This is a genomic window from Vibrio sp. La 4.2.2 (assembly GCF_027586995.1).
Taxonomy (GTDB): domain Bacteria; phylum Pseudomonadota; class Gammaproteobacteria; order Enterobacterales; family Vibrionaceae; genus Vibrio; species Vibrio mediterranei.
In genome coordinates, this window is sequence record NZ_JAPPTJ010000011.1 from 109,844 (window position 1) to 129,500 (window position 19,657).

Annotated in this window: 16 protein-coding genes and 1 other RNA gene; 7 read left to right on the plus strand and 10 right to left on the minus strand. The window is 45.7% G+C overall.

The genetic code is table 11. The features are described from left to right. Nucleotides 1–14: 14 nt before the first annotated feature. Nucleotides 15–1,442, minus strand: a complete 1,428-nt coding sequence (locus OH456_RS21325) for an NAD-dependent succinate-semialdehyde dehydrogenase (protein WP_270034216.1) — start codon at nt 1,440–1,442, stop codon at nt 15–17. 294 nt (nt 1,443–1,736) lie between these two features. On the opposite strand from OH456_RS21325, the gene OH456_RS21330 reads away from it, so the two are divergent. Then, on the plus strand, nt 1,737–4,268 hold the full coding sequence (locus OH456_RS21330; RefSeq protein WP_236111897.1) for a choice-of-anchor D domain-containing protein: 2,532 nt from the start codon (nt 1,737–1,739) through the stop codon (nt 4,266–4,268). 74 nt (nt 4,269–4,342) lie between these two features. Here the strand turns inward: OH456_RS21330 and OH456_RS21335 are convergent, their stop codons facing one another. Next, entirely contained in the window at nt 4,343–5,410 is a 1,068-nt protein-coding gene (locus tag OH456_RS21335) for a PLP-dependent cysteine synthase family protein (RefSeq protein ID WP_270034217.1), read from the minus strand. Nucleotides 5,411–5,533: 123 nt separating this feature from the next. Between OH456_RS21335 and OH456_RS21340 the strand changes: the two genes are divergently transcribed. The 3 genes from OH456_RS21340 (at nt 5,534) to OH456_RS21350 (ending at nt 8,718) form a co-directional block, all read left to right on the plus strand. Continuing rightward, complete coding sequence (locus OH456_RS21340; protein WP_063605778.1) at nt 5,534–5,995, plus strand: Lrp/AsnC family transcriptional regulator; 462 nt, start codon at nt 5,534–5,536, stop codon at nt 5,993–5,995. Between the two features lie 108 nt (nt 5,996–6,103). After that, entirely contained in the window at nt 6,104–7,279 is a 1,176-nt protein-coding gene (locus OH456_RS21345) for an iron-containing alcohol dehydrogenase (RefSeq protein ID WP_270034218.1), read from the plus strand. Beyond that, complete coding sequence (locus OH456_RS21350; RefSeq protein ID WP_006071393.1) at nt 7,279–8,718, plus strand: coniferyl aldehyde dehydrogenase; 1,440 nt, start codon at nt 7,279–7,281, stop codon at nt 8,716–8,718. The genes OH456_RS21345 and OH456_RS21350 overlap by 1 nt, the downstream gene beginning before the upstream one ends. 53 nt (nt 8,719–8,771) lie before the next feature. On the opposite strand, the gene tesB is transcribed toward OH456_RS21350, so the two are convergent. Continuing rightward, a complete protein-coding gene (gene tesB / locus OH456_RS21355; protein WP_038222333.1) occupies nt 8,772–9,647 on the minus strand; it encodes an acyl-CoA thioesterase II in 876 nt (291 codons plus the stop codon). 205 nt (nt 9,648–9,852) lie between these two features. On the opposite strand from tesB, the gene OH456_RS21360 reads away from it, so the two are divergent. Next, nucleotides 9,853–10,308 (plus strand): YbaY family lipoprotein, encoded by a 456-nt coding sequence (locus OH456_RS21360; RefSeq protein ID WP_006071391.1) that lies wholly within the window; start codon nt 9,853–9,855, stop codon nt 10,306–10,308. Nucleotides 10,309–10,328: 20 nt separating this feature from the next. Here OH456_RS21360 and OH456_RS21365 read toward each other — a convergent pair whose 3' ends face one another. Then, the gene (locus tag OH456_RS21365) at nt 10,329–10,631 is read right to left on the minus strand and encodes an MGMT family protein (RefSeq protein ID WP_270034219.1); all 303 of its coding nucleotides are present in this window, start codon (nt 10,629–10,631) and stop codon (nt 10,329–10,331) included. 51 nt (nt 10,632–10,682) lie between these two features. Here OH456_RS21365 and OH456_RS21370 point away from each other — a divergent pair, with 51 nt between their 5' ends. Both OH456_RS21370 and ffs read left to right on the plus strand, forming a co-directional pair. Further along, complete coding sequence (locus OH456_RS21370; RefSeq protein ID WP_031496556.1) at nt 10,683–11,423, plus strand: hypothetical protein; 741 nt, start codon at nt 10,683–10,685, stop codon at nt 11,421–11,423. A 193-nt stretch (nt 11,424–11,616) separates the two neighbouring features. Then, nucleotides 11,617–11,713: signal recognition particle sRNA small type (gene ffs, locus OH456_RS21375), an RNA gene on the plus strand. Between the two features lie 513 nt (nt 11,714–12,226). Here the strand turns inward: ffs and OH456_RS21380 are convergent. The 6 genes from OH456_RS21380 to OH456_RS21405 all read right to left on the minus strand — a co-directional run bounded on the left by OH456_RS21380 (nt 12,227) and on the right by OH456_RS21405 (nt 19,364). Next, the gene (locus OH456_RS21380) at nt 12,227–13,369 is read right to left on the minus strand and encodes an iron-containing alcohol dehydrogenase (protein ID WP_270034220.1); all 1,143 of its coding nucleotides are present in this window, start codon (nt 13,367–13,369) and stop codon (nt 12,227–12,229) included. An 11-nt stretch (nt 13,370–13,380) separates the two neighbouring features. Continuing rightward, nucleotides 13,381–14,181 (minus strand): rhamnulose-1-phosphate aldolase, encoded by an 801-nt coding sequence (gene rhaD, locus OH456_RS21385; RefSeq protein WP_006071371.1) that lies wholly within the window; start codon nt 14,179–14,181, stop codon nt 13,381–13,383. Between the two features lie 83 nt (nt 14,182–14,264). After that, nucleotides 14,265–15,524 (minus strand): L-rhamnose isomerase, encoded by a 1,260-nt coding sequence (locus tag OH456_RS21390; RefSeq protein WP_006071370.1) that lies wholly within the window; start codon nt 15,522–15,524, stop codon nt 14,265–14,267. An 11-nt stretch (nt 15,525–15,535) separates the two neighbouring features. Next, entirely contained in the window at nt 15,536–16,981 is a 1,446-nt protein-coding gene (gene rhaB / locus OH456_RS21395) for a rhamnulokinase (protein ID WP_270034221.1), read from the minus strand. Between the two features lie 325 nt (nt 16,982–17,306). After that, on the minus strand, nt 17,307–17,630 hold the full coding sequence (gene rhaM / locus OH456_RS21400) for an L-rhamnose mutarotase (protein ID WP_006071368.1): 324 nt from the start codon (nt 17,628–17,630) through the stop codon (nt 17,307–17,309). A 12-nt stretch (nt 17,631–17,642) separates the two neighbouring features. After that, nucleotides 17,643–19,364, minus strand: coding sequence for a purine-cytosine permease family protein (locus OH456_RS21405; RefSeq protein ID WP_270034222.1), 1,722 nt, complete (start codon nt 19,362–19,364; stop codon nt 17,643–17,645). Between the last annotated feature and the right edge of the window lie 293 nt (nt 19,365–19,657).

Consider the following 19,657-nt stretch of genomic DNA (forward strand, 5'->3'; position numbering starts at 1 on the left):
TCCTTAGCTGAGAGTTAGAGATTACCGAAGCAGATGTATTTAGTATTTAGGTATTCTTCGATCCCTTGTTTTGCACCTTCACGGCCGAAACCAGATTGTTTAATACCTCCGAATGGGGCGACTTCGGTGGAGATTATGCCTTCGTTGATGCCTACCATCCCAAACTCTAATGCGTCGGCCACTCTGAAAGCGCGTTGAATATCTTTGGTATAGAAGTAGCTTGCCAAGCCATAGATGGTGTCATTGCATTGCTTGATGAGATCGCTTTCATCTTCAAATCGAATCACCGGTGCAACGGGGCCAAATATTTCAGTTTGTACAATGTCCATATCGCTGGATACGTCGGTCAGGACGGTTGGTTGTAGATAGTTACCCGATAACTTATCGCCACCGTATTGCAGCTTGGCACCTTGCTGCAACGTCGTAGAAATCAGCGCTAAGATGCTGTCTTTAGCTTTGCTATCAATCAATGGACCCACATGGGTATCGGCTTCCAAGCCATAGCCAACATTGAGTTGTGAGACGGCAGACACAAACTGATCAACGAACTCATCATAGATAGCGTCTTGAACATAAAAGCGATTGGCACAGACACAAGTCTGTCCTGCATTTCGAAACTTAGAGGCGATAGCGCCTTGAACGGCAGCAGGAATATCCGCATCGTCAAAGACGACAAAGGGCGCGTTGCCACCGAGTTCCATCGACGTACGTTTTATGGTGTTAGCGGTCTGTTTAAGTAAGGTTCGACCTACTTCTGTGGAACCTGTAAATGACAGCTTCTTAATATCTTCATGGTGACAAAGTAGGTCGCCAACCAGTACAGAAGAGTGGTTATTGATAACAAACAGCAGATCTTTGGGAAGACCAGCTTGATACGCAAGCTCAGCGATGGCGTAAGCCGATAGAGGGGTTTGGTTCGCAGGTTTCACGATACAGCTACAACCTGCAGCCAACGCTGGGGCTACCTTTCGAGTGATCATGGCAATAGGAAAATTCCAAGGCGTGATGGAAGCGGTCACCCCTATTGGCTGCTTAGTGGTCATGAGTCGTTTTCCTGCAGCAGGAGCAGGAATAGTGTCACCGTAGGTACGTTTGGCTTCCTCTACAAACCACTTTATAAAGCTGGCGCCATAAACCACTTCACCTTTAGCCTCGGTCAGCGGTTTGCCTTGTTCTAGCGTCATGATTTGCGCTAGCTCATCACTGTACTCAGTTACCAACTCGAACCACTTATTCAAAATAGTGGCACGATGGCTGGCGGTGGTATTTTGCCATTCTTGTTGCGCGACCTTAGAGCGTTCTATTTTGTGATTAATATCTTCAATGGAAAGAGAAGGTATATATCCCACAATGGAGTCATCATGTGGGTTATATACTGCAATAGAATGGTCAGCTTGATTATTAAATGCAGCGAGCAGCTCGTTTTTATTTATATATTCCATTATTTATTCTCCCAACTAATGTAACGTTGAGAATAGGCGAATCGGTTTACTCGGCTTAGTACCAGTTAGCACTATTTTCTGGTACCAGATTAAGATGGTTATTGAGGGGAATAATAATTTGCTGGTACCACGAAATAGTGGCAACTGGTACCTATCAGGTATTTTGGCTTTTCTATTATTAGTTCGATTGTGAGCCGTCAACTGTGTGCGACATTAAGTGCAATATTTCAGAGTGCGGCAATCATAAAGTCCCTATTCAGGGAAGAACATTGACTTTATATTTGGAGAAATAGAATGAAGCCTTCTCTCTGTCTCTCGCTAGTATCTGTTGTGCTTTATTCAGTACCAACAGTAGCGGATGAGCTTTTTTATGATGACTTTAATTCGGGGTTGTCTAATTGGATTGCTTATGGAAATACCAGCACCAGTGACACTGTCGTTATTGATGGTTTATCGGCTTATCTAAAAGAAACGGGTTCAATAGAAAGAGTAATAAACGTCAGCGGTTATAGTGATATTAATGTGGACTATTTGCTCGCAGCAAGACTACTTGAGTCAGCTGATTATTGTATAGCAGAATACTCTACGGACGATGGTAACAGTTACACTCAAATGTCAGCGCTCACTAATGGGCAAGACGGTGGCGATTTTTATCCATCGTCGATAACTATTCTTTCGAGCAACAGCCTAACCCTTCGTTTTAGAGCGCAAACGGGTGGTGCTGACCATTGCTATGTGGAGAATGTGTCAGTAACAGGAACAGCCAATTCGGGCGGAGAGAATCCAAGTATTGTTGTAACGGAGCAAGCCAACTTTGGTAACCAGCTGATTGATAGTCAAACTCAAAAGCGAATATCGGTAGCCAATTCAGGAATGCAGTCGCTCACCATTAACAGTGCTCAAGTTTCTGGCGCGGATTATGTGTTAGTCAATAATAGCTGTGATGGAGTCACGCTGAATAATAGCACCTCTTGTGATGTGACGGTGCAGTTTGAGCCAACGACATCTGGATTAAAAACCGGAACACTAAGCCTAGATAGTAATGATCCTCAAAATCCAACCGCTCAAGTGACGTTAAGTGGCTATGGGGTTGAAGATAACAGCGGAGAGTATACGGAGAATTATCAACCGCTCACTGGCAGTGGGAATGTGAGTCGTAACCAACTGAGTTATTCTGAGCTTAACAGTAGCAATGCAGTTTCCTATTTAGCGACAACTCAGGCGTTTGCATTACCGAGTGAGGCTGCTCAACCAGAGCATAATTTTGAAGGGACGTTAACTCTTATCGCCCCTGAGAGTGCAGGAGTCGGCCAGTTTACCGAGCATAGAGATACCTTCCGTTACACTGGGAATGGTGATGATCCTAGAAAGCATATTCCGGACTTCTCCTTCTCATTTGTTCAAAGTGGTACCCACTTAATTCCTGTAGAACGCGGTATTAATCTTGGCTCTCATCCATACTGGGAGTACATTTTAGAGCCGGGGAGAGTATGGAAAGAAAACTCGGACAATGGTTCAAGCCGGGCAGCCATTCCGTTTTCTCTTATCCAAAAGAACTCGAATTGTGTCCATAATGGCCTAATGATGTTTACCTTTGATAATCAATCTGTTAGTCAGGTCGCTTATCAGATCGCCTCTGAAACATGTCTGTATTATCAGTTTGATATGTGGGGAAGTGTAGCCGCTACGTATACTCCTCATACTGTCGCAGACAGCTTAGCGCTCAAACAAGCTCATCAGGCGTATGAGCGCTCGAAAATTGAAACGCGAGCCTTGAGTGAACTTGTTAGTGACTATCCATCTATTGGCTTGAACCTTGCCAATATTGGTAGTGGTGTGACGCCGGAGCATATGACCGCTTATGGGGTGTTTTTCAACGGTGTTCACTACCGTGCTGAATGCAGTACACGACAAGGTGTGCACCCGTACTGTGATCGCTTGAGAATGCCCTCTTATTCAACGGCTAAAACCGCATTTGCGGGTACGGTTTCGATGAGGCTAGAGGCTATGTATCCAGGCTACATGAATACTGACCTGACTTCACTCGTACCAGAAACTGCCAATGATCCAGAAGGGGATTGGCAAGATGTAACACCGAACCATGCGTTGGATATGGCGACGGGTAACTATAGATTGTCCTCAAGTTCTATGAGTGATGAAGGCTCGACGGCTAATGATACTGGCTTCTTTCTGGTCCTAGGCCACCAAGACAAACTCGATTACTCAATAAGTCGTTATCCTCGTAAGTCGGTGCCGGGTTCATTGTTTATCTATCACACGACCGATACCTATATTGCAACCGTTGCAGCTCAGAATTTTACCAAGAGTCAGTTAGGTAGCAGCTTTGATGTATTCAATGACGTGCTGGTGGCGGATATTTGGTCGCCACTGGGTATTGATGAAGGTTCGAAAGACACCCGTCGCACCTATGACAGTGAAGGTATGCCATTTGGTGGATTTGGTTTGACCTTCCTGAGCGATGATATTGTGAAGTTGTCTAAGTTCACTTCTATTGATAGGGGCGCCGTTAATGGTCAACAACTACTGGATCCAGCAGAACTAGCGATCGCGTTATTTGAAGACCCAACGTCACCTCCGCTGCCGACGACAATCACTAATAAATATTATGCCAATAGTATGTGGGGTAAATCTGTGATGGTTGATTCAGGATGTGAGGTGATGATTCCGTTTATGTCGGGCTATGGTGGCATACAGTTTGTGATGTTGCCGAATGGTGTGATCTATTATTATGTGAGTGATAATGATGAGTTTAATTGGGATACAACTGCTATTGAGTTAGGCAAATTGGCACCGTATTGCAATTGAGGTCTAAAGCTAGGAATTGAATAAATAAAAACGCCACTTCGCTTACCGAAGTGGCGTTTGGTCTTCATTGAAGATTAAGCCAGTTCACCTGTCGCTTCGAAGCTTTGTAGCTTGTCAGTGTAAGGTTGTAGATCGCCAATGTTGTTATTAATCCACTCAGCATTGTAGTAAGTGTCTAGGTAACGCTCGCCACTGTCACATAGTAGGGTGACAATAGAGCCTTTCTCGCCGCGCTTTTTCATTTCGCCAGCCAATTGCAACACACCGTATAAGTTAGTACCTGTCGATGCCCCGACTTTACGACCTAACATTTTCTCCAACCAGTGGATGGTAGCAATACTTGCCGCATCAGGAATGGTGCGCATTTCATCGACCACACCTGGGATAAAGCTAGGCTCCACACGAGGACGGCCAATGCCTTCAATTTTGCTACCACAGTCACCGGTAATATCAGCATTACCTGTTTTAAAGAATTCATGGAACACGGAATTCTCTGGGTCGACAACACACAATTTAGTGTCGTGCATTTGATAACGGATAAAGCGTCCGATTGTTGCAGATGTACCGCCAGTCCCTGGGCTCATTACTACCCATGTAGGAATCGGATGATCTTCTAGCTCCATTTGATTAAAAATAGAGTTGGCAATGTTGTTGTTACCACGCCAGTCTGTAGCACGCTCTGCGTAGGTAAATTGGTCCATATAGTGACCGTTAAGTTCTTTCGCTAAGCGGTGAGACTCTGCATAGATTTGGTCAGGACGATCAACTAGGTGAGCTTTACCGCCGTAGAATTCGATTTGCTCGATCTTCTTACGAGCCGTGCTCTTTGGCATAACCGCGATAAATGGCAAACCAAGTAGGCGCGCGAAGTAAGCTTCAGAAACCGCAGTGCTACCTGATGATGATTCAATAACCGTCGTCTTTGGACCAATCCAACCGTTACAAAGCGCATAAAGGAAAAGAGAACGCGCTAAACGGTGTTTTAGCGAACCAGTAGGGTGTGTACTTTCATCTTTTAGATAAACATCGATACCCTCGATGCTTGGAAGATCGAGTTTGATGAGGTGCGTATCGGCTGAGCGTTGGAAGTCTGCCTCAATTTTACGAACAGCGCTGTTAATCCATTTAATATCGGTACACATAAGTTTTGTTTCCTACTTTGTTATCGGTATGGTGATAATTTACCTACGTATCAGGAGAAAAACTTTGCTATATTGACTTTGAATTCCCCTATAGGTAGAAAACTTTTCTATTTGGAGCTGTTTGTGGATATAGATAATACTGATAAGAAATTGCTAGCACTGTTGCAACAAGACGGCACCTTGTCGTTGAACGATCTGGCAGAGGCCGTCAACCTGACCACGACGCCATGCTGGAAGCGCCTAAAAAAGCTTGAAGACAACGGCATTATTGAAAAGCGCGTCGCTTTGCTAGACCCAGAAAAGCTTGGCTTGTCATTCACCGCTTTCGTGCAAGTCAAAACGACTGATCACTCACATGAGTGGTATAAAGAATTTGTCGAAACCGCATCACTTTTTCCTGAAGTGATGGAGTTTTATCGCATGGCGGGTGAGTATGACTACATGATGAAAGTACTGGTTAAAGACATGAAATGTTTTGATGAGTTCTACAAAAAGTTGGTCAATAGTATTGATGGTTTATCTAATGTGACCTCGACATTTGCCATGGAACCGTTGAAGTACACCACGGCGTTACCGATACGTTGATTCAGTAAAAGCTCTCAACTTATTGCCATCAAGCTTGCTTCGTCTGAGTAATCACTCTATAAAAATAGACTAGATTCATATCAAAATTGGCAGGCAAAGGAGTGTCATATGCTGCATCAGTTAATGGTGTCGGTAAAAAAACCGTTTATCAAAATGGTACCAGTGCCTAAGCCAGAGTGCTTGTCGGGCTCTGGTCAAGTACTTAACGTTCCATCACTATGTCATCAGTATTCTGTGAAAAGGCCGTTAGTGGTAACGGATGGAGTGTTGAGAAAACTGGGGCTGCTCGATGATATGCTGGCCGCATTGGACGCCGCCGCTATTGAATACAGTTTGTTTGATGAAGTCCTTCCTGACCCCGACTTTGCCACGGTTCGCAAAGGCGTTGAGCGATATAAACAGCAGAGTTGCGATGGCATTATTGCGTTCGGAGGTGGGTCACCAATGGACTGCGCTAAGGCGATTGCTGGCAGTGCGAAATCTAACAAAGATGTCTCTAAGCTGACGGGATTGCTTAAAGTACACCGTCCACTGATGCCCATTATTGCGATTCCAACAACAGCAGGCACAGGCTCTGAAGGGACGGTAGCGGCGGTAGTCAGCGATGTAGAGTCCAAAATGAAGCGCTCTATTACCGATCCGTTCTTAGTCCCGAAAGTGGCGGTGTTAGACCCTGATATTATGTTGGGCTTACCCCCAAAAATTACCGCAGAAACGGGGGCGGATGCCTTAACTCATGCCGTTGAATCTTATCTGAGCCAATATTCAAATACCTTTACTGAAACGTGCTCAATCAACGCAATTCAAGCAATTTTCGACTATCTTCCAGCTGCTTATCTGCAAGGTAGTGACAAAATCGCGCGAGAAAAAATGGCTATAGCGAGCTATGAGGCTGGCTTGGCGTTTACTCGAACTTATATTGGTTATGTTCATGCAATTGCCCATCAACTAGGGGCTTTTTACCATGTTCCTCATGGTAGGGCGAATGCGGTGGTATTGCCCCATGTACTTCGATTTATTGAACAAAGAGATAACGCAAGACTGACAAAACTGTCGTTGGCCTTGGGATATAAAGACAGTCATCACTTTATTGAAAATGTCGATTCGTTGCTCCGTACTCTGAATATTCCAATGGTGATACCGGAGCTTAATAAGTCCGACATTCCTCGCTTGGCAAAACAAGCGATTAAGGAAGCGTTTGGTGAGTATCCGGTACCTGAAGAGATGACGGTAGCGGAGTGCCAACAACTATTAGACACATTACTTGATACAGGAGCGCATTAATGAGTGCAGTTGAACTCAATGAACAACAAATGATAGAGCGACTTCAAGAACAGAAAGCCGCATTTAAAGAGTCTCCTTGTATTAGTCGCGAACTCAGACGCGTCAACCTGCTCAAACTGGAAAAAATCCTGCGAGAGAATCAATCTGAGATCTGTGAAGCCATCGCTAAGGACTTTGGGCATCGTTCTTCAACAGAAACAGCGCTGCTAGAAATTTTTTCTTCCATTGATGGCATTATTGATGCCAGAAAGCAGCTAAAAAAATGGATGCGTCCAAAACAACGTCATACTTCAGTTTGGTTCTGGCCTGCGAAAAATAAAGTTGTGCCTCAACCGTTAGGTGTCGTTGGGATTATCGTACCTTGGAACTATCCTCTTTATTTGGCTGTGGGGCCTATGACCGCCGCGTTGGCTGCGGGTAACCGTGTCATGGTAAAAATGTCGGAGAACTCAACTCATCTCTGCCAAGCTTTAGCGCAAGCATTTTCCAGTGCATTTACCGAAGATGAAGTGTGTTTTATCTCCGAAACTGGCTCGACGGGTAAAGCGTTCTCAAAACTGCCATTTGACCATCTTATCTTTACTGGTTCAGGTGCGACGGGTCGCAAGGTTATGGCGGCGGCAGCAGAAAATCTAACACCGGTGACCTTAGAACTGGGCGGAAAATCTCCAACCATCATCGCACCAGATTACGATGTGAAGAAAGCACTCAAGCGCATTCTTGGCGGCAAAGTGTATAACTCTGGGCAGACATGTGTGGCTCCGGATTACTTGTTAGTGCCGGAAGACAAGCTCAAGCATGTGATTAAAGCAGCGAAATCAGTGATGAAGAGTCGTTATAAAACTATTGACCACCCAGATTACACTGCAGTGATAGATGAGGTGTCGTTTACTCGCCTTAACGAGACGCTTCAATCGGCGAAGGAAGGGCAGGGCGAGGTGATTAACCTTATCCCAGCAAGTGAGCCAGACGCTCAGACTCGACGTTTTCCTTTACATTTAGTGGTAAGCCCCGCTTGCGATGAGCCTGTTATGACCAGAGAGATTTTTGGTCCTATCTTGCCAGTGCTGACTTACAAATCCATGGACGATGTTTACCATTTCATTAATGAACGTGACCGACCACTGGCGCTGTATCTATTCTCTGATGATAAAGAACTGCAACAAGCGGTGTTGGAAAATACCATGTCCGGCGCGCTAACTATCAATGATGTGATGCTTCATGTGGCACAGCATGATTTGCCGTTCGGTGGTGTAGGGCCAAGTGGTATGGGACATTATCATGGGCGCGAAGGGTTTGAGACTTTTTCTAAACTGCGTCCAATCATGCACCAAGGCAAGATGTCAGCGATTGGCTTTTTGCATTCACCTTACTCAGGATTCGCTCGTCGTGTGGTGAATTATCTAATCAATCGAAAGTGGGGTAAGTACCCTCACTAACCTGAGAATCAGAGTAAGAACGAAAAGGCGGGGATGATTCCCCGCCTTTTTTATTAGTATCGTGACGTTTCGTCGGTAAAGCGCATAACCCCTTCTTGAACTGAAGAAGCAATGAGCTCGCCTTTTTGGTTAAAAATTTCGCCACGAACCAATCCTCGAGAGTTACTAGCGTTCGGGCTATCTATTACGTACAACAACCACTCATCCATTTTTACAGGACGATGGAACCATATGGAATGGTCGATGGTAGCAACCTGAAATTTAGGGGTTAACAAGGTAACACCATGGGGGTGCAGTGCGGTGGTTAAGAAACCCCAATCAGATGCGTACCCAAGTAGGTACTGGTGGATAAGCTGATTGTCTGGCATCTCACCGTTCGCACGAATCCAAAGGTATTGTTTGGGCTCTGCCTTCTCTGGCTTCAATGGATTGATGACGGTCACCGGACGCATTTCAATCGGTTTTTCACCGCAAAAAGCTTTGCGAAGCTTTTCTGGGAGAAAGTCAGCGATTCGTGCTGCCAATTCAGATTCTGAAGCGTAGTTTTCTGGTCCCGGTATTTCTGGCATAGCGCTTTGATGCTCAAAGCCCGGAGCCTCACCATGGTAACTTGCCGTTAAGTAGAAAATGGGGCGACCATTTTGGATGGCTTTGACGCGGCGAGTACTAAAACTCTTACCATCTCTCAAGTTCTCCACATCGTAAATGATGGGCTTTTCTGGGTCACCGGGGTAGAGAAAGTAACTGTGGAAGGAGTGAACTGTTCTATCTTCAGCTACGGTATAACGCGCTGCAGACAACGCTTGTCCAATCACTTGGCCGCCATAAACTTGCGGTAAACCAAGGTTCTCACTTTGCCCTCGGAACAAGTCAACTTCGAGCTGTTCTAGCTGTAATAGTTCTAATAAATCGCTTAGTGGTTTACTCATAGCACCCATCTTTTATTCATAACTTTATTAGCCAAGTGTGGGTTTTGCTGTCAATTTCGTCAAGCAGAGAAAAATGTAGGAATTGGGTGAATTTATTGAAAAAAAGCGTGTTTTTGTTAAGCGAGATACCGTATATCTGATATGTTTATTGCATATTGTTCCTGTTTTTTGCACAGGTTGTAATCAAAAACTCAAGAGAGGCATCATGAAAAAGACACTCATCGGCACGCTGGTTATTGCTTTAGGTCTAGGCTTGGTAGGGTGTCAATCTGCACCTCAATCAGACGCGGCATCTCAAGTTGAACAACAGAAGAAGATGGAAGACAGTATGTCATCAGTGAAAGGCACAATTGCTTACAGAGAGCGTATTGCATTACCGCCTAATGCCGTAGTGACAGTGAAACTTCAAGATGTATCGCTACAAGACGTTGCTGCCACAGTGATCAGTGAGCAAACCTTTACAACCGATGGTGCACAAGTGCCGTTTGATTTTGAGTTAAGCTACGACATGGCAGATATTAAAGCGAAGCATACTTATAGTGTGAGCGCTCGCATTGAAGTAGATGGCAAGCTGCGTTTTATCAGTGATACCTCGTACCCTGTTATCACAGACGCGAACCAAACAGCAAACGTAAATATGATGTTAGTTGGCGTGCGCTAATACCTAGCACTGGATGGCAGTTATGGCTGCCATCCAAATTCTTTCAAACGAACCCTACCTTTGATTGAAAACGCCACGCCTTCCTCCATTAATCGCGCTCTTTGTCTTAAGAAATCGTCTCCTTTTAGCGATATCTCTCCTTTGCCATTAATCACTCGATGCCAAGGTAATGCACTGCCTTCAGGTAAGTTGCCTAATGCTTTGCCAACATGGCGCGCATAACCCGGATAGCCCGCCATTTTGGCAACTTGACCGTAAGTCGCGACTTTTCCAAGTGGAATTTGGTGAATTACTGCAAAGATTTGCGCCTTAAATTGATCCATACTGAAGGTGTCCTAGTTCATTTTGCCAAGGATAGGTAATAAGGAGGAGCTATGGTATTTTCCGTTTTTCAATTCATAATCACAAGTCTGCTTGTTGTAGTTTGTGCTAGAACTATCAGCGTTACCGAAGGGGATATCCCTGTGCTAGCGATGATGATCCCTGCGTTGTGGATCTTACCTCAGGGGGGCATAGCAGGACTGATGCTGCTGGCATCAATGGTGGTATACGGCCTCACTTTACCCCTTCAGTCCATTGCGATGTCGGTGGCGGTTTGGATACTAATTCCAGTGTTTTCTGTCGCGTTTTCCAAACGAAGTAATATATGGGTCGTCAGCATCATAGGGCTCATAGTCTTGACCCTCAATGTGGGTATTATGCTCACCCAATCGGCAGGTAAATTAGGTGGCACCCCTATGGTAACACTCGTTCAAGCTTTCTCAGTTTTCGTTGCTTGGTATGCGGCGCGAAACTGGAAAGGTTCAACTGAGCATAGCTGGTGGTCATTGGCATTGATATTGCCAATTTGGGCGGCCGGTTTGCCATACGCCGCGCTGGTATCTTTGTGTATGACCGGAATTTTAGCTTCGATGGAAAGTCTCGGAAGGCTGAAAACATTTCGTTGGAACAAGCTATTGTGCTGGACACTGCCCACGGTAGGTTTTGCCGCCTTAGTCGTGGTGCCATCGATAGAGGTGCCTAAACCAGTATTTGTTGTTTGGCTCTGTCTATTGGGCACAGCATGGATGACCGATTACATTCTGAGCATAGACGAAGAACAGCAAGAACCTTAAAGCCCTTTTTGAACAAGTAAAAGCGCAGACATTGACTACAGTGTCGGCGCTTTGACTATTCTGTAAGCACTTAATCTACTTAGGGTACAAATTTGCAGTGATGGCCTTGCATTCATCGTCACGATACCTGATAATCCTCCCACGCCTTGCAACAGTGACCCTTCACCAAGCAACGCAACAAAATCTATGGAGGCCCTGGTCCTCCCGCAACAATAGCTCGTGAACTCGGTCAGGTCCGGAAGGAAGCAGCCGCAGCGAGTGACTTGTGTGCCGGGATGTGGCTGGGGCTTCCACCCATTGAAAACGCCGCTTTTATAAGCGGCGTTTTGCTATCTAAATCTCATCAGATCTTCGCTAATTACCGTCTTTCCTGTGATAACAGGAATCTATCCATACCGTCCACTGAATCACATGAACTATCTCAACTAGCTATCTTACGAGGTTGGCTTACTCATGCCCCAAAGTTTGATAGCCGAGTGCTTAGTGTAATCTTCTATTTCTGCAGATTTACCTATTTTTTCTGATAGCAGACTTTATTCATCAGACGCGCAAAGGAGCCTGCATACCAGAGAATAATTAGAAACAGGATTAGGAGAGATCTAGAATGCAGCCGTAATTACGGACAAGATACATAAACAGAAAGTCTTGGTGCTTACATAAGTACCAAGACTTGGTTGATAATGCATACGCAACAAACAGTGTTGATAAATTTCAACTGGATATAGGGGAAATAGGGAAATGCCAACATGGTTTTGTTGGCATTTGTGTTGCGGAACAAAGAGTAAATACTGAATCTTCCGGAGCTACAGTGCTTTTCTATACAGTGCGATTACTTGATCACGAGTCATTGGATGCGGGTTACCGCCTGCACAAGGGTCTGCCAGAGCATCATCTGCCCAGCTCTGAATATCTTCTTCCGTTACGCCTAGTTGAGCAAAGCCTTCAGGGATGCCTACTCGGCGGTTAAGAGCATGAAGTTCATCTATCGCTGCCAGACTTGCTTCTTCTGCGGTCATACCAGAGGTGTCTGCGTCAAGCGCCTTGGCAACCCGGGCAAATTTTTCAACGCAGTACGGGCGGTTAAACTCACACACGACAGGCAATAGAATTGCATTGCATACCCCGTGTGGTAAGTCTTTGTGAGCACCGGCAGGGTGAGCCATTGCGTGAACCATACCCAGACCTGCACTGTTAAATGACAAGCCGGCGATAAACTGACCGTATGCCATCATTTCACGTGCTTCGATACTTGTGCCGTCATCAACCGCTTTTGGTAAGTTTTGCGCGATGGTTTTGATTGCTTCCAGAGAAATATAATCGGTTAGTTTGTGTGCCCCAACAGATACAAAAGATTCAACCGCGTGTGTTAATGCATCAATACCGGTTGCTGCCGTTGTACCGCTTGGAACACCAAGCATAACACTAGGATCGTTCACTGAAATTTCTGGAATGATCTTGTCCGAGATAATTACGTGTTTAACGTGTGTCTCTGTATCAGTGATCACTGCGTTACTCGTCACCTCTGCCGCTGTACCTGCAGTGGTATTGATTGCGTAAAGAGGAACGCCAAGCGTTATTACTTTCTCAATACCGTTATACGCTGCAATCGGACCATCATTAGCAGAAAGGATTTTGATGGCTTTCGCGGTATCAATTGAGCTGCCACCACCGAAACCAATAATAAACTGCGCCTCAGACTCAGAATACATCTTGTATGCGCTGTTCACGGTATTGGTGTCCGGGTTTGGACGCACATCTTTGAAAAGCATCAGGTTAAGCGAACTGCTGAGAAGTTTGTCAGCAAAGCCGAGCTCTACCAGAGCCGGGTCGCAGATCAGAAGACCTTTTTCACTGCCATGCTCTTCAGTCAGACGTTCAACTAATGCTTCAATTGAGCCAACACCGGAGTAGTTGATCTTCGGAAAAGCTAGTTTGAACACACTCATAATATATACCTCTATAGATTGAATTCTCGTTTCAAAATATCCATATTTTTTCTCGTCACACCTTCAGGCTCATAACCAGCAGCTATACACATCAGGTATAATTTTGCGCCTTTGTTGGCGACATCTACGTAATCAAATGCTTGCAGCGCATCGGCACCGGAAGCGGTTGCACCGTGTTTTTCCCAGATCGCAACGTCATGCTTAAGCAATGCTGCTGTTGTACCATCCGCCAACTCTTCTGAAGAAGGCAGACAGTACGGGATCATGCCGATACCGCGTGGGACGAATGCACGGACTTCCGGCAGCATCTTCCAGCAGGTATGGGTGAACAGCTCGCTGCTCTTTGAAATGTCTGAGTGATGAGAAAGCGCAATCAGTTCAAGTGGGTGAGTGTGAACTACGGATTTGTGGTCAGAGCCTGCTTTGCTTTTTTCTACAAGAATCTTAATATGGCTGATAAATTCAGAGGTTGGGGCGAAATCTTCACTCGCTTTTCCGCCCCAGATGATTTGGTAACCGTTTGCCGCTGCGTTGACTTTAAGTACACAACCCGCATAGTCAGGCTCCCGCAGTTCACGGATTCGTTGGCCAGTACCTTTTACGTAATAAATGCGGTTAGCACTTTCTATTGGCAGTTGCAGTGGCAGTGTTTTTTCTTGCACGTCAACTTGCGGGATTTCATCGAATAGATCTGTGACGTCCACAGAGATGTTACCGCCGTTGCGCTCTGCCCATTCACGTTGCCAAAGGTACTGAGAAACTTCACTGACTTTCTCTATTTCACATATCACTGCATCGTTTAATTGAATCATAGTATTAGCCTTTTATATCTAGTTAACTTAGCCAAACAAGTCAGACGTAGAATCTGACTTGTTTGATTGTTGAGCGGTTTGAATTAACGTGTTTCCAGAATGGTTGCTTCGTAATCCTTCACATCGTTGATCCAATCAAAGCCAACCGGGACTTCGTTTTGCAAACAGTGGTAATTCCATACAGCTGCCCATGGTAGAGAATGAGCCTCTTCAATCAGTCCAAGGCGTGTGGTGTAATCGAAGGATGCTTCTGCCGCTTTTAGTTGCTCTACTGGTTCAAGCAGGGCTTTAAGTAGTGCTTTTTGTGCGTTGCGGGTACCGATAACCCAAGCCGCTACGCGGTTGATTGATGCATCAAAAAAGTCCAAGCCAATTGCTACGCGATCCAGCAGGTTGTTGCGTACGATTTCACGCATGATTGCCTGCGTTTCGTCATCGAACGACACCACGTGGTCAGAGTCCCAGCGAACCGGACGGGTTACATGTAGCTGTAGGTCATTGACGTACAGTGAACATGCACTGATTTTGTCGCTGATCACTTCAGTTGGGTGGAAATGGCCTGCATCAAGGCATAGTGCCGTGCCGCGGGTTGCAGCGTACGCTAGATAGAACTCGTTGCTGCCAACGGTGAATGCTTCTGCGCCTATACCGAACAGTTTGCTCTCTACAGCATCTTTGTGGAACTCAGGAGAAATCTTCTCAGCTAGAGCTTTGTCCAGAGAGTCTGCAAGACGTGTGCGTGGAGAAAGGCGGTCAACAGGTTGATCTTTCATGCCGTCCGGGATCCAGATGTTCATAAATGATGCTGTGCCAAGTTCACGGCCAAAGTATTCAGAAATCTTACGGCTCGCTTTTACGTGTTCAATCCAAAACTGACGGATATCTTCGTCCGGGTGAGACAGCGTCAGACCGTCGTCTGCTTTAGGGTGAGAGAACAGAGTCGGGTTGAAGTCCAGACCAAGCCCTTGTTTTTTCGCCCACTCAACCCATCGAGAAAAGTGCTCAGGTTTGATTTGATCACGTTCAACATATTCATCGGCATCGATGTAAATCGCGTGCAGGTTAACGCGCTTCTTACCCGGAATAAGAGAGAAAGCTTTTTCCATGTCCGCACGCAGTTGATCTGGTGTTTTTGCCGCGCCCGGGTGGTTACCCGTTGCTTGGATACCACCACTCAGGGCTGTTTCTGGCGATTCAAAACCACGTACATCGTCGCCTTGCCAGCAGTGCATAGAGATTGCTGTCTGGCTCAGTAGCTCCATTGCTTTATCTGTGTCCACACCGTATTTTTCAAAAACCGCTTTTGCTTGTTTGTAAGCTGAAATGATCTGCTCTTTGCTCATGGTTATGTACCTTATTTAGTTATTTGTTGGAATTGGGATTTGATTTGTTCCAATCCCTCAATAGGGTTTGCAGTGAAGCTCTTCACATCGGAAGAGGCATCGATAATCTGGCGGCCTTCTTCCAGCGAGGTAATAATGTTGGACGCGATAAACTGGTTAATCACGTTGCCCAGTGCCGAGGCTTCTGTCGGTTCGGTCGATACCCTGATCTGACAAACATCGGCACAAAGTTGGTTCAGGAACTTATCTTGCGTGCCGCCGCCGACAATACGTAATTCAGTTATGGATTTGCCGGTGACTTCCGCAAGCTCGGTCAGTACCCTGTCGTACGCTAGGACTAAGCTGTCGTAGATACAGCGAATGACTTCGGAAAGAGTTTCCGGCGCTTCCATGTCACGCTTGTTGAACCAGTTTTTAATCGCATGTGTCATCGACGCAGGATTTAAGAAATCATTGTCATTAGGGTTGACGATATACTTAAACGGCTGTGCCTGGCGTGCCAGACTAGCGATATCCGGGAACGTCAGTGATGGGTTTTCTGCTTTAATGCGCTGAATCAGCCACAAGCCCATGATATTTTTCAGTACGCGATAGCGACCATCCACATTACCTTCGTTGGTCAGGTTGTATTGGTAAGCAAGTTCGCCGGTGTAAGGTTCAAAGCTTTCAATCCCCACTAGAGACCAGGTGCCGGAACTCAGGTAAGCCATAGTCTCATGAGTGATTGGTGTTGCTGCTACTGCTGATGCGGTATCATGACTTGCCACAGAGCATACCGGGATTCGTACATCGCCTAAGTGGTACTCACCAATAATGCGGTTTGGCATTTTAGGTGGCAGGAACCAGTTTATTTTTGCACCACATGCGTTAATAAGCTCCTTGCTCCACACTTTCTCTTTGCAGTCCAGAAGCTGACTGGTGGAGGCATTGGTGTACTCACAGTGTTTAACGCCGGATAGCTTGTAGTTAAGGTAATCCGGAATAAACAGCAAGGTATCAATCTCGCCATACCATTCAGGCTGTTGATCGTGGATCGCTTTTAACTGGTTAATGGTGTTAAAAGACAGGAACTGAATGCCCGTTGTAGTGTAGATATCTTGCAGGGTTAGCTGATTATCCGCTAACAGCTTATCTAGGACACCTTCTGTACGTGCATCACGGTAGCTGACAAACTCACCTAAGTGTTTACCAAACTTGTTTAGCAGCACAAAATCGACCCCCCAGGTGTCTATGCCCAGTGAAGTAATCTCAATACCTGTCGCCACTACTTTATTGATGCCTACTTTGATCTCTTCTAGAATTGAGTAGAGATCCCAGCACGACTCATTACCATGCATCACTTGCTGGTTTTGAAAACGGTGAAACTCTTCGAGTTCGATTTTTCCGTTGTTTAGATAACCGACCATGACACGTCCGCTTGACGCCCCAAGGTCTATTGCAATCACAGCCTTCATCATGAATACCACCTCTTGTTCTTTAGAGCTATTACACCGTTTTTTGCGACCGAATAACTTCAAAAATCCCCCCGTAAAAACGCAATTGGTGCGTTTTTTTCAAGAAGCTCATGCGGCGTTTCAAAGTTTTGATAAACAACGTGATACTGCATAGATAAAGTTCTGCCAGAGCTTCTCTAAATGTTTGGTTTTATGTTCTTTTGAAGAAGGAAGCAGTTGAACGGTAAAGGGGGAAGCGCAGATGGAAAAAATTCGTCACTGTCAAATAATAAGCCTCGCAATATAGCGAGGCTTAGTGACTGGTTATTTACTGCGATTGGTCTTAACGTTAAGTCAGATAGAAGACGGAATCTAGGGTTACAGACAACGGAGAGTTATCCGGATTGGTTGCCATAATGTCTTGCATATAAGCCCACCATTTCTGACAAGTCTCAGTATTGGCAACCCGACCCCAACGCTCCTCACTCTCGATTTCGACATAACCAAATAGCTGATTAGTCTCCTCATTGAGAAAGATGGAGTAGTTGTGACCGCCGTGACTTTTCAGAACGTCCACCAACTCTGGCCAGATTTCATCATGTCGTTTTTTGTATTCTGCCTTACAGCTTTCATTGAGCTGCATAACAAAGGCTTTTCTGATTAAGTCATTCATTTATATACTCTCTTAAGCTTTGTCACGCAGAGTGATCCAGGTGGTCGCCGAGATAAAGTAAATTAAAGTCGGATAAATCGCGAACGCTTTAAAGGACTCGAATGCCACTTGGTAGTCAGCACCTGCGCCCCAGACTTTCAATGCAGAAACTACCAACGCAGCCAGAGAGGCTAGAGCAATCGCGCCGGAAGCTTTCTCCAGCAGACTGGCTGGCTTAGCTTCAGTCTGTTGTGCTGCTTCGCGTTTCGCTAGTTCAGCATGGTACTCTTCACGTTGATTCTGCTCTTGTTGGTATTCCGCTTCCTGTTTAGCGTAGTTATGACCGGCACCCATAGATTTCGCTAACGTGATGTAAACGGCCATAGACAGTAGGTAAGTCGGTACAAAAAGGAAGAACAAATGCAGGATGCCCATCTGTTCACACGTTATCGCAAAAACAACACCAATAGCCCAAGTGATAAGTGCCGCTTTGTTCAGGTCGTTACCTTGGTACTTAGACCAAAGTGGAGTCAGACCGATTTTCTTGAATACCCAGTGCTCAGACACGATGATTGCGCCAACTGGTGCCAGCAGAAGACCCATGTAGCCCACAAAGTCTAATAAGCGGGTAAATACGAATGGGAAACAAGCAATAATAGCGGTAACAACACCAACGATAGTCGTGATGTATGCACGCGATTTGTTCGGGAAGATACTTTGGATTGCCAGACCTGCACGGTAGATAGTTGGATTAGACGTTGTCCACCCTGCAATGATTACCGCAACGATACCTGTCGCGCCAAGAACCGCGTGAGCGATACCGCCAGCGTCCAAGTTAGACATTGTAGTTTGCATCAGAAGCATAGCTCCCGCACCCATGATACCGGCACAGATCCATGCAATGTAGTGACCGAAGAACATACCAAATGCTGAGAAGTAACCGTATTTTGAGCTTTTAGCAAAACGTAGCAGTGCCATGTCTCCTAAAGAACCGTGCATTGCTAGGTTACATACCCAAGCGAAAGCAGCAATCTGCCAGAAGGTCATAGATGGTGAACCATCAGGCGTTTGTCCAGTCCAGATGTACTGATCCGCCAGAGACAAGAACTGACTGAAGCCAGTAAAGGTTTCACCGTTCCCAATATTGCTCAGTGCTGGAAGTGCAACCATTCCGCCAGTTACAAACACAACAAGCAGCCATGGTGAACAAACGGTTGCGAACTGAGCGCATTTCTGAAAGCCCAATACTGCAATGGCTACTACAATAGCACCTACAGCTAGTGCCACTGCAACGAACGCAGCACTGGTTGGATACCAGTGTGTCTGCGCCGGAATATCAAATAAGATACGTACCGCAGAGGCCGATACTGTGATCATTGCCCCGCCCAGAGCACAGAAGAGCACGGCGTTGACCACGTTATAGACTTTGTTAAAGCCTGGACCTGCGACTCTGCGCAGGTATTCGTAGACAGTTAATCGGGATTGGGTTGCGATAGGTGCGGTAATGAGTGCCCAGGTCAGCACTGCCATCAGGTTACCAACCACCAGACCCATCAGGATATCAAATGTGCTGGCTCCCCAGGCGACAAAAGCTGCACCGATTACAAACTCAGTACCGGCTACATGTTCACCGGAATAGGAGCCGAGAAAGTGCCGCCAGCCAAGTAGTTTGTGTCTGGGCACCTGCTCTTGTTCATATTCATTGAGGGTTGCTTCTGTTTCTTGCGTTTGTGTAGAGGTAATCGCTTCAGACATGATTGTCTCCTTGCTACTTGTAAGCTCTTGTTTCTTATGTCTTTAAATTCAAGTGTGTGAATTTTGTTCTCGTTTGTTTCCCTCTAAAACGCCACGTATTATCCATGTGGAGGACAAGGGAATTAGGATTAGCTTACAAAGCTGAGAAATTTAAACCTTGGAAAATTAACATCCAAAACGAGTATTTTGGTGAGTTTTTTAAGGTGGGCAACTTTGCCTTCACACTTTTAAAAATATCAGTAAAAAAACGAGCAAAAGTGAGATGTTCGACGAGGAAAAACGAGTTTAAACCA

Bases quoted from the DNA above. Each gene is read 5' to 3' on its own strand.
- tesB (WP_038222333.1), bottom strand. From the start codon at position 9,647: ATGAGTAAACCACTAAGCGATTTATTAGAACTATTACAGCTAGAACAG.
- OH456_RS21350 (WP_006071393.1), top strand. From the start codon at position 7,279: ATGAGTGCAGTTGAACTCAATGAACAACAAATGATAGAGCGACTTCAA.
- OH456_RS21330 (WP_236111897.1), top strand. From the start codon at position 1,737: ATGAAGCCTTCTCTCTGTCTCTCGCTAGTATCTGTTGTGCTTTATTCA.
- OH456_RS21370 (WP_031496556.1), top strand. From the start codon at position 10,683: ATGGTATTTTCCGTTTTTCAATTCATAATCACAAGTCTGCTTGTTGTA.
- OH456_RS21405 (WP_270034222.1), bottom strand. From the start codon at position 19,364: ATGTCTGAAGCGATTACCTCTACACAAACGCAAGAAACAGAAGCAACC.
- OH456_RS21360 (WP_006071391.1), top strand. From the start codon at position 9,853: ATGAAAAAGACACTCATCGGCACGCTGGTTATTGCTTTAGGTCTAGGC.
- OH456_RS21335 (WP_270034217.1), bottom strand. From the start codon at position 5,410: ATGTGTACCGATATTAAATGGATTAACAGCGCTGTTCGTAAAATTGAG.
- rhaB (WP_270034221.1), bottom strand. From the start codon at position 16,981: ATGATGAAGGCTGTGATTGCAATAGACCTTGGGGCGTCAAGCGGACGT.
- OH456_RS21380 (WP_270034220.1), bottom strand. From the start codon at position 13,369: ATGAGTGTGTTCAAACTAGCTTTTCCGAAGATCAACTACTCCGGTGTT.
- OH456_RS21325 (WP_270034216.1), bottom strand. From the start codon at position 1,442: ATGGAATATATAAATAAAAACGAGCTGCTCGCTGCATTTAATAATCAA.
- rhaD (WP_006071371.1), bottom strand. From the start codon at position 14,181: ATGATTCAATTAAACGATGCAGTGATATGTGAAATAGAGAAAGTCAGT.
- OH456_RS21345 (WP_270034218.1), top strand. From the start codon at position 6,104: ATGCTGCATCAGTTAATGGTGTCGGTAAAAAAACCGTTTATCAAAATG.
- OH456_RS21365 (WP_270034219.1), bottom strand. From the start codon at position 10,631: ATGGATCAATTTAAGGCGCAAATCTTTGCAGTAATTCACCAAATTCCA.
- rhaM (WP_006071368.1), bottom strand. From the start codon at position 17,630: ATGAATGACTTAATCAGAAAAGCCTTTGTTATGCAGCTCAATGAAAGC.
- OH456_RS21390 (WP_006071370.1), bottom strand. From the start codon at position 15,524: ATGAGCAAAGAGCAGATCATTTCAGCTTACAAACAAGCAAAAGCGGTT.